We start from the raw sequence: 16,105 nt of genomic DNA, 5'->3' as shown, positions 1-16,105 counted from the left end.
CCAAACTCCTAGCCGCCTCATCAAAACTGACGCTCGTCATTTGCGCTATGCTCGATATCATAGACGTCAAAGGGCTGATGATTGCAGGTCGATTGGCTGGTGTCTCTAAAATATAATCACTAAGTAGAACTTGACCGGGATTATCCATATCTTCAGTGACGCCGGAAAGCGCTTCAACAAGAAGATTGTAACTGGAAACATCACCATCAATGGGCAGTTCATAGTAGCCATGTTCATTTGTAAGAACAATCGCACCATCCGCGTTATCACAAAGAGTATTGTTGTTCTTGTCCAAACAAACATTGGCGTTTTTTAAGTAACCGTCCATCACGAAACCAGACAAAACCTTGGCAGATGCGTTACTTTCTGGAGAAGAAATTTTCGCATCTGATTCACTCCCTCCGCCACAGCCTACAAGCGCAATTGTTATCACTCCAGCCCCAAGTTTTTTGACCAGTAATCCCATCGTCAGACTCCATTTCCTACGACATGAACAACAAAACTGAGCGGGCATACTAATTTAAATGATATTCATTATCAATATCATTTGACCTTTTATTTCACAAAATGATTAAATGGCAGAATTAAAAACCTTTAAAATATAATTCTATAAAATTATCATTTACTTATGCTTATAAATCATCCGATACGTAAACTGGCACTTTCTATATCAAGTGTATTATTTCTCAGTGCTTGTGGAGGAGGGTCGAATAACTCAACTTCACCGACAAATAGTGCTGATACATACTCATACTCTTCTCTTAAAGTTTGTGCTGATGCAGATCTAGACGGAGTATGTAGTGCCTACGAACAGCAAATTTCTGACCCCAGCACCTCTCCAAAAATGATCAATGATAACGGTGCAATTCTGACCGCTCATGCTAAATCAAAAATGGTGTCCCCGTTCACGACTTTGGTGCACAGTGAAATGCTGTTTAACCCCACATTAAAAGGCGATCCAGAAAAGGCCATTATTTACCTGCAAAAAGTGCTCGGTGATAAAGTGGGGGTTAATTTTTCGTCTGTTGATACTGCCCATGGTCCCAAACAACAAACCGCAGTTTTACTAAAAACGTTACGCCAAGCTCAGAGCCAAGGTCAGTTCGATCCTATTCTCAATATTGCCCATGCTCTCGATCTTATGATTGCCAATCAAACCCTTGATTTATCGAATGTTAACCTTAAGTCACAACCAAGTAGACAGGTGTCGTTTGATGGTCTTCTTACCGTACATGGCTCTCAGGTTGACTCGTCAATGGTGGGAGCAAAATCGATTACGTATAATCCTGCCAATAAAAAAATTGTTTTCTTAGATTCATCAGACAATGTGAGACAAATTGATGTTGCCAATAGCAATAATGCGGTCAGCGTTTCTGCACGCGCCTTATCTAAACTCATCAACATCACTCGAGACCATGACGACGACGATGACGATGACTATGACGATGACGATGACTATGACGATTACTACGACTATGACGATTACTACGGAGGCAGCATAGGAGGTTTGCCAGGCTGGGACTTGAAGCCCGGGCAGGAACATCAACTTGTACAAATTATACCTGCACTTAATGGTATCCAGTCTTACAAGCTTTACCAACCCAAGAATTTCGCAAAATATAGTGAAAAATGTGAGTCTGCTGGTATCAATGGTATTTTCCTGACTAGCTTACATGATAAGTCCCCCCAAACTACCAAACATTCAAAAGTATCCATTGATGCATACGGCGGCGCGTCCGGAGGTAATCCAATTCCAATTCCAATCCCCAAACCACCCCCAGTAAACCCAGATACCGTTCCAAAAGGAAAGCGTTGCTTCAATGATAATTTCGATTGGATGATGCCGCTTTACCAAAAGAAATCGATCATTGCCCAAATAAAAAATCGCATTGGTAGCGAACAAGACAAGCTGATCCGGTTAAACGCTGACAACTTGGTAATGGGCAACGGACAGTACAACCTCAAAACGACACACGATTTTGTTGTCGCCTCCCTTGACGAGTCAGAACTTTTGATTGTCGATAGTGGTATTGAGTCCAGTGTGCTCATTGACTCAACAACATTTGCACCTAAATCATTTATCGGCACCAGTAATGCGAAAGCAGCAGCATTTACAATTAACGATAAACTGATTGTCGGACATAAAGATAACAAGGTTACTTGGGTAGAAAAGAGTATAGCCGCAACACAGTTACACGTTTTTGATGTAGATGCCACTATCCGCTTTTTGAAGTCCTCACCAAACGGGAAACACTCAGCCTTAGTAACAGATAACTCACTCTATTTATTGGACAACAGCAGATACCAGATCATCAAGAAATTCTCCATACAAGGGAGTGCGGTAAAAGATTTAAGAGTACTGAACGACAAAGCAGTGACCGTAAACGACAATTCAATCGAATATTTTCAATTTGCTAAAATTTCAGGCCCTAAGTTAAAAGTCGCCACACAGCTCATTACCAACCGTTTGAGAGATAAATGGGGACAAACTTCTTCTGTTCACTGGAAAGCAACTAATATGGGCTTTTTGCTTGAAAAAACGGGCGTGGCAGTGTCGGTAGCAAGTCAATTCGATTCTATTAACGTCAATTGGTTGCCGACTGGTGCCACCGAGGCTAGTCAAGTTACTGGAGTAAACATCAGCGGCCTCGATAGAGGTACATGGACAACGCTATACAAACCTCTTTGATGAAAAAAAGCAGCATCAATAAACTGTATCGTGAGAGCAAGTTTTATTTGATGCTGCTTGATTTTATTTACTATTAATAGAAAATTTCACCAGCAGTAAAAAATTTTCCATGTCAATATTTTTTCATCCTTTAATACCCAAAGCTGTACATAAAAACAGTAAAAATATTTTTATCCTATACTTAAAGTCACTATTGATGCATTATCATTAACAATAGATAGCTATATAAACTACCTTTATTACACTTAAGATAGGGTCTCCACAAAGTGGGTTTTGGGTTTGGGCGAAAAAGTTTTAGTAGTTGAAGACAGTAGAGCTTTCAGGAAGTATTTGGTCCAGCAGTTAACTCATGCAGGATACGACGTGCTTTCCGCAGAGACAATTGAACAAGCCCAAGAAATCTTCAAACAAAACCCTCAACTGTTCTGTGCCGTCCTCGACTATTGCCTACCAGATGGACAAGATGGGGAAATCATTGATATAACGCTTGAACACGGACATCGAGTGATCGTCATGACCGCAATGTTTCAGGCAAACATTCGTGAAAGAATGCTGGCAAAAGGCGTACTCGACTACATTTTAAAAGACAGTACCTATTCTGTGTTCTATCTGGTATCTCTTCTTAATCGTCTCACCAAAAATCGTAATCATACTGCGTTAATCGTTGATGATTCTATGGTCGTTCGTAGACAAGTATCTCACTTATTGGAACATCAATATATCAGAGTATTAGAAGCAGAAGACGGAGTTTCTGGACAAGAAGTCATAGAGCAGCACCCTGAAATAACACTTGTTATTTCCGATCACAGTATGCCAAGGAAAGATGGCATCACGATGATTAGAGAACTAAGAGCAAGATACAATAAAAATCAACTCGCTATTCTCGGTTTATCAGCCAGTGATGATAGCGCCATCACAGCGCAATTCTTGAAATCGGGAGCCAATGATTTCCTACATAAGCCATTTAATCAAGAAGAGTTCTTCTGCAGAGTCCATCAAATATTGGATATGAAAGAAGCCACTATGGAGCTCTACCAGATGGCAAATCAAGACTCGTTGACGGGGCTATGGAATCATAGATTCTTACACAACCACGCCTGTAAAACATGCGAGCATTATTGTATTGCGCTAATTGATGTTGACCACTTTAAAAAGATCAATGACACCTTCGGACATGATGCGGGTGATGCTGCGCTCGTCAAACTTGCGCAAATTCTGAAAGCCTCTTTTCCGGATGATACTGTAGTGAGGTTTGGTGGAGAGGAGTTTTGTATCCAATCATACTCGCCCTTCGATCATTTCATAGCAAAGCTTGAAAACATGCGTGAAGATGTCTCCAAAACACCAATCGTTCATTTCGAAAAAACGATTATTATGACGATATCCATCGGAGTAACAGGTATTCAGGGCTCTTTGGATGAGAAAATCAAAAAGGCGGACGACAGGCTCTACACCGCCAAGAGATCTGGGCGCAACCAGTTAGTTGCTTATGATGTCAACGAACCAGACGAGCCCAATCCTGAGTAAATTAGGCTCGTCAAAAGGGTTAAGCAATGCGGTCTTTTTCCCACATCGCGAGCTTTTCAGCTCTCATTGTCTCACGTGCTTCTCGTTTTTTTCGAGCATCACAAGGCTCTGGGCAGTTGCAGACTTTTTCTATTCCAACCGCACCTAATCCACCACAGCTCCCTTTAACCACTTTCCTCTGCAATATATAACCGATCGACATTGCCGCTATTACCAGAAGAAACATAGCGAATGTAATTAAAAATGTACTCATACAACATGCTCACTTAATTATTATTTCACATACGCAGCGTAGGCAGACGACGTAAACTCTTTAAAGCCATCATCTGTTTTCACTATCATAAGTACAGGTATGTTTTCTTTTTCGGCAACCTGCATGCCTTTTTCTTCACCTAAAACCATAAGCCCCGTAGCTAAACCATCGGCTGTCATACAAGACTTGTCAAGTACCGTCACAGATACCACTTTATTGTGTATCGGTCGGCCTGTCCTAGGATCAATAATATGGGAGTAACGAATTCCTTCGCGTTCAAAATAGTTCCGGTAATCACCAGATGTTGCCATGGCCATATTACCAGGCTCGATAATTTCCTGCACAGCACGTTGATTAACGTCTGGTTTTTCAATCGCAATGCGCCAAGGAATTCCCTCACGGTTATGCCCCTTTAAACGTATCTCACCACCCACTTCAACCATATAATTTTTTATGCCTTGAGACTGCATATAATCGGCAACAACATCGACACCCCAGCCTTTTGCTATGGTAGAGAGGTCAACATATAAGTTGGGTAGGTCCTTTTGCAAGCTATTTCCCTCAACTTTAAGATGCTCAATACCTGTCATAGCCTTTCGCTCGGCAAGCTCAGTATCTGATGGAACAACCTCAGGTCTAGCTTCAGGGCCGAATCCCCATAAATTGACCAATGGGCCGACCGTGACATCAAGAGCCCCCATCGTCAGTGCATTTAAACGAATGGCCTCTTTAACCACAGTCGCCGTTTGACTCGATACGGTAAAGCTGTCTGATGATCTAGATTGATTGAAGCGGCTCAGTTCCGAGTCTTTACGATAGGTCGACATTTGGTCATTGACTTCTTCAAGTAAGCGGTCAATTTCTCGTTGGAACTGCTCTCTAGAAGGGGCATCTTTTTGCGGTAAATACTTTACGTTGTAGGTGGTTCCCATCGTAGGGCCATAGAGGTGAATTTGTTCCACCGGTTTATCACAGCCGGAAATAATGAATAGAGAAGCAAAAACAACAAGCCACTTTTTCACTTGTTAACTCCTATAGAATTTTAAAATTAATACAGAAAATAATGGTTATCGAACCAGCATTTTCTCTATTAATTTAAAACAAATGGCTGACTCAACGAGCCAGCCATTTATTAGTTGTTACCCCGAATTAACCACCGAAGTCGTCGAGTAAGATGTTTTCATCTTCAACACCGAGATCTTTAAGCATGCCGATAACAGCAGCGTTCATCATCGGTGGACCACACATATAGTACTCACAGTCTTCTGGCGCTTCATGATCTTTGAGGTAGTTCTCATACAAGACATTGTGAATGAATCCTGTATACCCATCCCAATTATCTTCTGGCATAGGATCAGACAAAGCACAGTGCCAAACGAAGTTATCGTTTTCAGCTTGCAGTCCATCAAAGTCTTCGACGTAGAACATTTCTCGCTTAGAACGAGCACCATACCAGAACGACATTTTACGCTTGGATTTAAGGCGCTTGAGCTGGTCGAAGATATGCGAACGCATTGGAGCCATACCCGCACCACCACCAACAAAGACCATTTCATTATCAGTGTCTTTAGCAAAGAACTCACCAAATGGACCTGAAATCGTACACTTGTCGCCTTCTTTCAACGACCAGATGTATGAGGACATGATACCAGGCGCAACGTTTGGATTGTTCGGCGGAGGAGTCGCAATACGTACATTGAGCATGATAATGCCTTCTTCCTCTGGGTAGTTAGCCATAGAGTAAGCACGTATCGTTTCGTCGTTAACCTTTGATTCGTAGCGGAATAGATTAAACTTATCCCAATCCTCACGATATTCTTCAGGAATATCGTAATCCGCGTACTTAACATGGTGCACAGGCGCTTCTATCTGGATATAACCACCAGCGCGGAAAGGTACTGACTCTCCGTCTGGGATTTGAAGCTTAAGCTCTTTGATGAATGTGGCTTTGTTATCATTTGAAATGACGCTACATTCCCACTTCTTAACACCAAAGATTTCTTCAGGAAGCTCAATATCCATGTCGGTTTTAACAGCGACTTGACATGCCAAACGCTCACCCTCTCGAGCTTCGCCTTTGGTAATGTGATCCAACTCAGTCGGTAGAATATCACCACCGCCAGATTTAACCTTCACACGACACTGACCGCAAGAGCCACCGCCACCACAGGCAGAAGAAACGAAAACACCAGCACCAGCTAGGGCGCTTAACAGCTTCCCACCTGGTTGAGAAATCAGTGATTTTTCAGGATCACCGTTAACAGAAATTGTAATGTCACCTGTCGGTACCAGTTTAGATTTAGCGAATAAGATCACCAAAACTAAAGCTAGTACAATCAAAGTAAACATCACCACACCAAGAATAATGTCCATTGACTATTCCTTTATTGTTGCGGCTTACCCGACTTACAGTTGAACACCAGAGAAAGACATAAAGCCTAACGCCATCAAACCTACTGAAATAAATGTGATACCAAGACCACGTAACCCAGGAGGCACATCAGAATACTTCATTTTTTCTCGGATACCTGCAAGCGCAACGATCGCCAACATCCAACCCACTCCTGAACCAAAACCGTATATCACGGACTCGGTAAAGTTGTAATCACGCTGAACCATAAACGAAACACCACCAAAGATGGCACAGTTTACGGTGATCAACGGCAAAAATATGCCCAACGCGTTGTACAAAGGAGGGAAGAATCGATCGAGGATCATTTCTAGAATTTGCACCAATGCAGCGATTACCCCAATGAAGGTAATGAAATTTAAGAAACTAAGGTCAACACCTTCGACCAACGCATTTTCTTTTAGTACGTAAGTGTAAACTAGATTGTTTACTGGTACTGCGATGGTAAGAACAACCACAACCGCAACACCAAGACCGAACGCAGTCTTAACTTTCTTAGATACCGCCAAAAAGGTACACATACCAAGAAAGAAGGTGAGCGCCATGTTTTCGATAAAAATCGATTTAACTAGCAGACTAATGTAATGTTCCATTATGTCTTTACTCCTTCGCTTCTACTTGTTCTGGCTTAAAGGTACGGATTATCCAGATCAAGAAACCGATCAAGAAGAACGCAGATGGTGCTAGAAGCATCAAACCGTTCGGTTGATACCAACCGCCGTTGCTCACAAGTGGAAGTACTTCAACACCAAATAACTTACCTGAACCAAGAAGTTCACGGAAGAAACCTACCGTTAGCAATACGAAACCATAACCAAGGCCGTTTGCAATACCATCAATGAGTGATGGAATTGGTGGAGATTTCATCGCAAATGCCTCAGCACGACCCATAACAATACAGTTCGTGATGATAAGACTTACAAAAACAGACAACTGCTTTGAAATGTCGTAAAGGTAAGCACGAAGCACCTCATCTACAACAATTACCAAAGAGGCAATGATCGCCATTTGGACGATAATACGCACACTGTTTGGCATATGATTGCGGATAAGTGAAACGAAAAAGTTTGACATCGCAGTTACGAAGATTACTGCAATTGTCATTACGAATGCGGTCTCAAGTTTAGTTGTTACCGCTAACGCGGAACAAACACCCAATACTTGTAGCGCGATCGGGTTATTATCTAACACCGGCGCGAAGAGCGCTTTTCTTACATTTTGTGCATCAGCCATCAGTTAAGACCTCCGTCACGAACTTTGGCAAGGAAAGGACCAAAGCCCAGATCGCCAAACCAGAAGTTGAATGTATTTTGGACACCAGTACTCGTTAGAGTTGCACCAGAGAGGCCATCTACACCGTATTTGGAACCTTCCGGAGCGCCACCTTTAACGACTTTGATGGCAGGTTTGTGATTTTCATCAAATAGTTTCTTACCAACAAACTGAGCACGCCAAGTTGGGTTTTCTACTTCACCACCCAATCCCGGAGTTTCTCCTTGTTCGTAGTAAGTGATGCCTGAAACTGTATTGCCATCAGTTTCAACCGCTACAAATGCGTACATCATCGACCATAGGCCTGTACCATGGATAGGAAGAATGATACGAGAGACTTCGTCCCCGCTCTTCACAAGATACACAGTACCGACGTTGGCACGACGAAGAATTTTTGCTATGTCTTGCTCTGGAGTAAGCTTGATAGACTCAGTAGCAACCTTCGACGCTTCACGTTGATTGTAGCTCGCTGCATCAGCACCATCTTCTGACTTCGCAACAAAGTCCCCTGTTTTAAAATCAACAAGGCGTGTTTCAATGTGCTCAGCGAATAAATCAGCGACTGATTCACCTTCAGCATCAATACCTGCAACACTGATGATTTTAGACTGTTTATCGGCTAGGGCATTGGCTTTTTGCTGATCACGCAAACCAACCGCTGCGGTTGAAACTATGATTGAACAAAAAAGACTCAATCCAATAACTACACCGAGCGTTTTCTTTATGCCGTCGTTATTACTTGCCATAACGTGCTAATCTCCGCTTAATGTTCTTCTCTATAACCACATGGTCGAACAAAGGTGCGAATAGGTTCGCGAATAGAATTGCCAACATCATACCTTCTGGATACGCTGGGTTTGCTACTCGGATCATTACACACATTGCGCCTATCAGTCCGCCATACCACCATTTTGCGCCACTTGTAAATGAAGCAGAAACAGGGTCTGTTGCCATAAAGAACATACCGAACGCGAAGCCACCTAGAACTAGGTGCCAGTGCCAAGGCATGTTGAACATAGGGTTAGTGTCTGAGCCAATGACATTAAACAATGTTGCTGTTGCAATCATACCGATCATTACACCAGCAATGATGCGCCATGACGCAATGCGCATGTAAACAATCAACGCAGCACCGACCATAAGAGCTAATGTCGATACTTCTCCGATTGAACCAGGAATATTACCAATAAAGGCATCAAGCCAAGTAATAGGCGCACCTGTAACAGTATTAACTAGCGCATCATTACCACCCTGAGCCCATTGGCTAAGACCTGTAGCTCCAGAGAAGCCATCTGCAGCTGTCCATACGAGATCGCCAGAAATCTGAGCAGGGTAAGCAAAGAATAAGAATGCACGTCCAGCTAGAGCTGGGTTAAGGAAGTTACGCCCAGTACCACCGAAGACTTCTTTAGCAACAACAACACCGAAAGTGATGCCTAATGCCGCTTGCCATAGAGGTAATGTTGGTGGAACGATAAGTGCAAATAAGATAGAAGTAACGAAGAATCCTTCATTAACTTCGTGCTTACGGATCATACAGAAAAGAACTTCCCAAAAACCACCCACAACAAACACCGTTGCGTAGATAGGTAAGAAGTACGTGGCACCGAGTAGCATTTTACTGCCTACTCCCGCATCTGCGGCAATCGTGCCACCTAGCATTTCTGTTAACCAGTAATGCCAGTTGCCGGCAATCACTGAAGCAAGCTGATCTCCAGCATAAAGATGGTTAAGAGCAGCAATAGCTTGTCCACCGGCATTATACATACCCCAGAACATAGCAGGGAAAACTGCCAACCAAACCATAATCATAATACGCTTTAGATCGATACTATCACGTACATGAGAACTGTTTTTTGTAATCAGACCTGGCGTGTAAAAAACAGTAGCAACTGCTTCGTACAATGCAAACCACTTTTCGTGCTTACCACCGGGTTCAAAATTGTGTTCAATATCTTCAAGAAACTTTTTAAGAGCCATGAAAACTACCCTTCCTTCTCAATCTTGTCTAGGCACTCACGAAGTAACTCTCCGTATTCGTACTTCCCTGGACAAACAAAGGTACATAACGCTACATCTTCTTCATCAAGTTCAAGCGCACCCAATGCTTGGGCACTATCACTGTCACCTGCACACAGGTCACGAAGAAGCAATGTTGGCTCCATATCAAGCGGCATAACACGCTCATAGTTGCCGATCGGCACCATTGAACGATCACTACCGTTGGTGGTCGTCGTCATATTAAATAACTGACCTTTGAAGATATGGCCAAGGTAAGAACGAGTGATAGAGAATTTGTTTTTACCTGGTGCAGCCCAGCCAAATAGCTCTTTTTCTCGACCTTCTCGAAGCACGGAAACTTGGTTGTGATAACGACCTAAGAAAGCAATTGGACCAATCGCGTGAGTCCCCGTTAGTACTGAGCCAGAAATGACACGTACTTCGCCCTTCATCAGTTCACCTTCGGTGACCTCATTTAAGCTTGCACCCATCACGGAACGGATAAGACGAGGCTCATTAACAACGGGACCAGCAAGAGAAATAACACGATGGGTGTATAGCTCGCCAGTTAAGAACAGCTTACCGAATGCGATCACATCTTGATAATTGATACTCCACGCCACATTTTCTGCGTTAACTGGGTGCAGGTAATGTATGTGAGTCCCAGCAAGACCTGCTGGATGAGGACCATTAAAGACGTGCTCTTCAACGTTAGCTTGAGAGGACGCTGGAAGGCTAGTGTTGGCTTTACAAACATACACTTTACCTTCTGTAAGTACAGATAGAACATCTAGACCAGCAACGAACGCTTCTTTTTGTTCATTGATAACCAACTCTGGCTGAGCCGCTAGTGGATTAGTATCCATAGCAGTTACAAAAATGGCCTTAGTTGAGGATTCAATCGCTGGAACCTTGCTGAACGGACGAGTTCGTAAAGCTGTCCACAAGCCTGAATCAACTAATTGAGTTCTAACCACATTCTGGTCAAGACTCGCTAGTTTATCGGCTTCGAACTTATCGAAAGTAACCTGATCTTCACCCGCAACTTCAATCACTACGGACTGAAGTACACGTTTTGCACCACGGTTAATCTCAACGACTTTACCAGCAGCAGGAGAAGTAAATTTCACACCTGGGTTCTTTTTGTCTTCAAAAAGAACTTGAGCTTTCTTCACCTCATCGCCTACGCGGACATGCATAGTGGGACGCATGCCAACGTACTCTTCGCCAAGCAAGGCGACTTTATTGATGGATTTACCATCATTAATCACCTGGGATGGTTTTCCTGCGATCGGCAGGTCCAACCCTTTCTTTATTGTAATCATACGCACTTGCACTACTTTTATCGGAAAAAAGATTCTTTAATTGCGTAACTTTTAGACACGACATTAGTGTCCGGTTTTGGCTGCATTTTAGCGCCAAAATCGCAACATCCTATTAAAACTCTCGCAACATTATTTTGGCGAGATTTATCAGGTGCGATATTCTATCATCTTTTTAGAAGGCGATGCCATGATGAATACAATGATTAATCAAGATATTTTTGACGAATTGTGTCCAATTGCTAACGAATCTTCATAAGTTTGAAGCACCGCACAAACCTAATGATAGAGATCACAACTTTACCGATAACACAACAATTCACTCGACATTATCTAAATTAAACGATGTAAACATTGATTACGTTTTCATTCATTAACATCTTTTTCATCGCTACCAACTAAAAGGGTAGCAAATGCTACCCTTTTATGCGGCTTATTTTGAGCCTCCGAGGCACTTAGGGCTATCTGGAGCCTTCTCATTCTGGGCTTGCCATTCCTGTGGCGTGTAAGTATGCATCGAAAGAGCATGAATATGATGGCTTAATTCTTCAGCAAGTATTTGATTTATAGTACGGTGGCGCGCGATGAGCCTTTGGTTGTCAAAATTGACACTCACAACCGTTACTTTGAAATGACTTTCTGAACCTTTAGGCACATTATGCATGTAACTTTCGTTGATCACTTCTAAATATTCTGGTGAAAGGGCTTCACTGAGCTTTTTCTCTATGACTTCTTTAATCATCTGACGATACCGATGTGTTTAAGAACGGATGGGCAATAATAGTCCGACTGACAATAAAGCTAAAGGTTTTAGTTTTCTCCTAGTCCGTCTTTTGCGACAATTCCTCACAGAAAGATTAATGAACAATACAATGATGATATCTGAGCTAACACTACACCATAGAACTCTCCATCTAAATCGGTTCCCGAAAAAAGATAAAGAAACACTACAAGCTTGGGATGCTGGCGATGAGTATATTATTAACTATATGGAAGAGCTGAATCTTTCGGCGCCGAAAAACATTTTAATTCTCAACGACAACTTCGGTGCTCTGAGCTGCTGGTTCAACCAAAATCATAACGTGACAATGATGAGTGATTCATTCATTTCTCATCAAGCGACACGCACAAATATTGCGTCCAATCAATGTAATGAAATACGCATTCTTAACACGATGGACGAAATACCAAACAAGGTTGATGTTGTTCTGATTCAATTACCTAAGAATAATCGCCACCTTATATGGCAACTCAATCAGCTCCGAAAAGCACTGAAATCTGAAGTTCCAGTCATTGCGGTAAATAAGGCTCGAGACATTCACACCTCAACCCTAAAGCTATTTGAAAAACATCTTGGACAAACCCAAACATCGCTGGCTTGGAAAAAGCATCGACTTATCTTTAGCCAAGCTAACAGCAGCACTCCCATAGAGTATCGCGATTATACGGGGTGGAATGTTCCCGAGCATGATATTTATCTCGACAACTTACCGAATGTTTATTCGGGAGAAAGTCTCGACATTGGCGCACGTTTTATGCTCGAACATTTGCCCGTTGAGACAAAGATCAAGCACGTTATCGATTTAGGGTGCGGTAATGGAGTATTAGCCATAAAAATGGCACGATTGAATCCTGGTATTAAACTCACCTGTGTTGATGAAAGTTTTATGGCGATTGCATCAGCAAAAAGGAACCTTGCACAAAACTTAACAGAAGAACACGACATTGACCTTATCGCCAATAACTGTCTCGATGACTTAAATATAAAAAATGTAGACGTCATTTTGTGTAATCCCCCTTTTCATCAGCAGCAGACAATTACCGATCACATAGCATGGCAAATGTTCTGTGATGCAAAGCAAATTCTTAAGCCCGGTGGGCAATTATTAGTTATAGGTAATCGTCACCTCGGCTACGATGGTAAGCTGAGTCGCCTATTTGGTAAGCGCAATGTAAGTGTTGTCGCTTCAAATAAGAAATTTGTTATTTTACAAGCAAGTAAATAAGACGTACTTTAAACCCTATCATTCGAGTGAACTTGCAGAGTTCAACCTAAAGGAAATAAAAATGAGAAAACTGATTCTAGCCACTTCTGTTGCCCTACTGACTGCATGTTCTGCACCGCAGCAGGAGCAAATAAACATAATGCCAAAGGCGGCGTTAAGTAACAGTGACATCGTTCAGGGCTCAACCTTCTCACTTACTAGTAAAGATATGAGGTCTGCACAATACATTGCGCTTGTTGATAGTGGGCGCTCAAACATTGAACCTATTCACGCTAAGCAAAACCTACGCATTTCTATTGAGAATGCTTTGCTTGAACAGTTCCAATCTCAAGGTTTTCGCAGCACGTTAAACAGCCAAAACTCCATCTTTGTTGAAGTTCAACAAGCCTTAGTTACTGTGAAACACAGTATTATGGAAAATGAAATGGATGGTAAAGTCGTATTACAAGTCACCGCCGAAACACCACGAGGCAAATTGGTCAAAACCTATACAGGAACAGCAAATAGAACTGGTATGCTAAGTGCATCTAAAGACGAGATTGAGTTGGTGGCCAATGATGTCGTTAATTTGGTGCTCAAAGATATATCTGAGGATCGTGAATTACAAGACTACATGCGGGAGCGTTTCTAATGTTGAGGATCGCGTTAGCTTGCTTGGTCTTACTTAGCCACGTTGCTTTTGCAGGACAGAAAGTTCAATTTGAAACTAATTTAGGTAATTTCGTTGTCGAGCTTAATAATGAAAAAGCCCCGAAGACTGTCGCTAACTTTCTAAGTTACGTCAAAGATGGAAGTTATGTTGGTTCAATTTTTCATCGTGTTATTCCCAACTTTATGGCTCAAGGTGGAGGATTCGATAAATCGATGAAGCCACTCAAAACGCTTGATCCGATTGTCAACGAGGCATCCAATGGATTGAAGAACAATCAAGCAACCATAGCGATGGCACGCACAAGCAATCCAAATTCTGCTACTCGACAATTCTTTATTAACCTTAAGGACAACCATTTTCTCGACCACTCTACAGGTAAAGATGGATACGCTGTCTTTGGTAAAGTCATTAAAGGTTTTGAGACCATACAGAAAATGAGTACGATTAAGACTCAATCTGTTGGACGTTATCAAGATGTGCCATCTGAAACCATTACTATACAAAAAGTAACTGTCCTAAAATAACCTCTCTACGCTCCAATCCCAAGATTGGAGCGTTTACTTTTAAGCAAAAAACACTTGGGAAATTATACCTTTATGTCTTCAAACTCGATCTCTCCTTCATGGCTGGACACTATTCGCAGCTATCTTGATAAACGCCTAATGTGGGTGTTTATGCTAGGATGCTCTAGCGGCTTTCCATGGGTTCTTATTGGTTCTAATATGTCGGGCTGGCTGACAGATGCGGGTCTCAGCCGCTCAGCGATCGGGTACTTTGGAAGTGTATTTACCGTTTACGCCATTAATTTTCTATGGGCCCCCTTAGTGGACCGTATTAAACTTCCCATTCTACATAATGCTATGGGCCAAAGAAGAAGTTGGATTCTTCTTTGCCAAGCAATTATTTTAGTGATGACACTTTTTATTGCTGGCGTTAACCCCGCAGAAAGCATCATATTAACTTCTGCATTGGCATTGCTTATCACAATAGCATCAGCTACACAGGATATAGCAATCGATGCATACCGTGTCGATACTTTCCCAAAATCCAATTCATCTAAGCTACCTCAGGCCTCTGCTATGGCTGTTGTGGGATGGTGGACTGGATACTCACTCCCAGGCTACCTTGCATTTATCAACGCAGACAGCATAGGCTGGAATGGTGTCTATTATGGCATGGCCTTTATCATCGTTTTATTGATGTTCTTTACCCTAATGGTTGGAGAGCCACAGACAGACCGAGAAGCACTGCAAATTGAAGCAGAGAAGCGTTACAGCGAGTTAACGGGGAACCGCTTTGTCGCATGGATAACTGTCACGGTTTTTGAGCCCTTCGTAGACTTTTTCAAAAGAAATGGCACACAAGTAGCGATAACAATTCTGCTGTTTGTTTTCTTGTTCAAAATCGGTGAAGCATTCCTTGGCCGAATGTCGATTACTTTCTATAAAGAAATCGGCTTCAGTAATGAGCAAATTGGTTATTATTCGAAATTAATTGGCTGGGGTCTTACCGTCTTATTCACCATATTAGGCAGTATGTTTAATGTCAGATTTGGTATTGTACGTGGCCTTATGATCGGTGGTGTCGCTATGGCATCGAGTAATTTGATGTTCTCGTGGATCGCATCAACTGGTCCCGATGAAACCCTGCTGTTGTGGACCATCATCGTAGACAACTTTACAACCGCATTTTCAACAGTCGCGTTCGTCTCATTCCTGACTGCAATGACAGGGCAAGCATTCTCTGCAACCCAATACGCATTACTTGCTTCACTGGGCAACTTAGGACGAACAACCATAGCCTCTTTCTCTGGGGAACTAGTGGATTACCTCAACGATTGGTCTACCTTCTTTGTTATCACCGCTTTGATGGTCATTCCAAGCTTAATCATGCTTTATTCTTTACGCCATTATTTTAATCAACTACTGGATAAAGCAAGTAAGACCGAGGAAGCACAAAAATAAAAAAAGCTA

16 protein-coding genes are annotated in these 16,105 nt (G+C 42.3%); 6 read left to right on the top strand and 10 right to left on the bottom strand.

All coding sequences use genetic code 11. The features are described 5' to 3' along the window. Positions 1–466 (bottom strand): hypothetical protein (locus tag RH40_RS01990; RefSeq protein WP_009599608.1); only part of this gene is annotated, 466 nt, incomplete at its 3' end. Between the two features lie 162 nt (positions 467–628). Between RH40_RS01990 and RH40_RS01985 the strand changes: the two genes are divergently transcribed. Together RH40_RS01985 and RH40_RS01980 are read left to right on the top strand one after the other, a co-directional pair. After that, a complete protein-coding gene (locus RH40_RS01985; RefSeq protein WP_009599607.1) occupies positions 629–2,689 on the top strand; it encodes a hypothetical protein in 2,061 nt (686 codons plus the stop codon). 279 nt (positions 2,690–2,968) lie between these two features. Then, a complete protein-coding gene (locus RH40_RS01980; RefSeq protein ID WP_050790413.1) occupies positions 2,969–4,216 on the top strand; it encodes a GGDEF domain-containing response regulator in 1,248 nt (415 codons plus the stop codon). Between the two features lie 19 nt (positions 4,217–4,235). Here the strand turns inward: RH40_RS01980 and nqrM are convergent, their stop codons facing one another. The 9 genes from nqrM to RH40_RS01935 all read right to left on the bottom strand — a co-directional run bounded on the left by nqrM (position 4,236) and on the right by RH40_RS01935 (position 12,216). Further along, positions 4,236–4,469 carry a (Na+)-NQR maturation NqrM gene (nqrM, locus tag RH40_RS01975; protein ID WP_009599605.1) on the bottom strand — a complete coding sequence of 78 codons (234 nt, stop codon included), beginning with the start codon at positions 4,467–4,469 and terminating at the stop codon, positions 4,236–4,238. Positions 4,470–4,489: 20 nt separating this feature from the next. After that, positions 4,490–5,491: an FAD:protein FMN transferase gene (locus tag RH40_RS01970; protein ID WP_009599604.1), complete on the bottom strand. Its 1,002-nt coding sequence runs from the start codon at positions 5,489–5,491 to the stop codon at positions 4,490–4,492. Between the two features lie 127 nt (positions 5,492–5,618). After that, positions 5,619–6,842: an NADH:ubiquinone reductase (Na(+)-transporting) subunit F gene (gene nqrF, locus RH40_RS01965; protein WP_009599603.1), complete on the bottom strand. Its 1,224-nt coding sequence runs from the start codon at positions 6,840–6,842 to the stop codon at positions 5,619–5,621. 33 nt (positions 6,843–6,875) lie between these two features. Further along, the gene (gene nqrE, locus RH40_RS01960; protein ID WP_009599602.1) at positions 6,876–7,472 is read right to left on the bottom strand and encodes an NADH:ubiquinone reductase (Na(+)-transporting) subunit E; all 597 of its coding nucleotides are present in this window, start codon (positions 7,470–7,472) and stop codon (positions 6,876–6,878) included. A 7-nt stretch (positions 7,473–7,479) separates the two neighbouring features. Further along, positions 7,480–8,112: an NADH:ubiquinone reductase (Na(+)-transporting) subunit D gene (locus RH40_RS01955; protein WP_009599601.1), complete on the bottom strand. Its 633-nt coding sequence runs from the start codon at positions 8,110–8,112 to the stop codon at positions 7,480–7,482. Continuing rightward, a complete protein-coding gene (locus RH40_RS01950) occupies positions 8,112–8,897 on the bottom strand; it encodes a Na(+)-translocating NADH-quinone reductase subunit C (RefSeq protein ID WP_009599600.1) in 786 nt (261 codons plus the stop codon). Before RH40_RS01950 ends, RH40_RS01955 begins: the two co-directional genes overlap by 1 nt. After that, positions 8,887–10,131 carry an NADH:ubiquinone reductase (Na(+)-transporting) subunit B gene (locus tag RH40_RS01945; protein WP_009599599.1) on the bottom strand — a complete coding sequence of 415 codons (1,245 nt, stop codon included), beginning with the start codon at positions 10,129–10,131 and terminating at the stop codon, positions 8,887–8,889. The genes RH40_RS01950 and RH40_RS01945 overlap by 11 nt, the downstream gene beginning before the upstream one ends. 5 nt (positions 10,132–10,136) lie before the next feature. Further along, a complete protein-coding gene (locus tag RH40_RS01940; RefSeq protein ID WP_009599598.1) occupies positions 10,137–11,477 on the bottom strand; it encodes a Na(+)-translocating NADH-quinone reductase subunit A in 1,341 nt (446 codons plus the stop codon). Between the two features lie 430 nt (positions 11,478–11,907). Then, positions 11,908–12,216, bottom strand: coding sequence for a BolA family protein (locus tag RH40_RS01935; RefSeq protein WP_009599596.1), 309 nt, complete (start codon positions 12,214–12,216; stop codon positions 11,908–11,910). 133 nt (positions 12,217–12,349) lie between these two features. On the opposite strand from RH40_RS01935, the gene RH40_RS01930 reads away from it, so the two are divergent. The 4 genes from RH40_RS01930 (at position 12,350) to RH40_RS01915 (ending at position 16,096) form a co-directional block, all read left to right on the top strand. After that, positions 12,350–13,480 carry a methyltransferase gene (locus tag RH40_RS01930; RefSeq protein WP_039954026.1) on the top strand — a complete coding sequence of 377 codons (1,131 nt, stop codon included), beginning with the start codon at positions 12,350–12,352 and terminating at the stop codon, positions 13,478–13,480. A 61-nt stretch (positions 13,481–13,541) separates the two neighbouring features. Beyond that, entirely contained in the window at positions 13,542–14,111 is a 570-nt protein-coding gene (locus RH40_RS01925) for a YajG family lipoprotein (RefSeq protein WP_009599590.1), read from the top strand. Continuing rightward, positions 14,111–14,656 (top strand): peptidylprolyl isomerase, encoded by a 546-nt coding sequence (locus tag RH40_RS01920; protein WP_009599588.1) that lies wholly within the window; start codon positions 14,111–14,113, stop codon positions 14,654–14,656. Before RH40_RS01925 ends, RH40_RS01920 begins: the two co-directional genes overlap by 1 nt. A 72-nt stretch (positions 14,657–14,728) precedes the next feature. Further along, complete coding sequence (locus RH40_RS01915; RefSeq protein WP_009599586.1) at positions 14,729–16,096, top strand: AmpG family muropeptide MFS transporter; 1,368 nt, start codon at positions 14,729–14,731, stop codon at positions 16,094–16,096. The last annotated feature ends 9 nt before the right edge of the window (positions 16,097–16,105 follow it).

The organism is Vibrio caribbeanicus ATCC BAA-2122 (assembly GCF_000165125.1).
GTDB lineage: Bacteria > Pseudomonadota > Gammaproteobacteria > Enterobacterales > Vibrionaceae > Vibrio > Vibrio caribbeanicus.
This window is presented reverse-complemented; position numbering and strand designations above follow the sequence as displayed.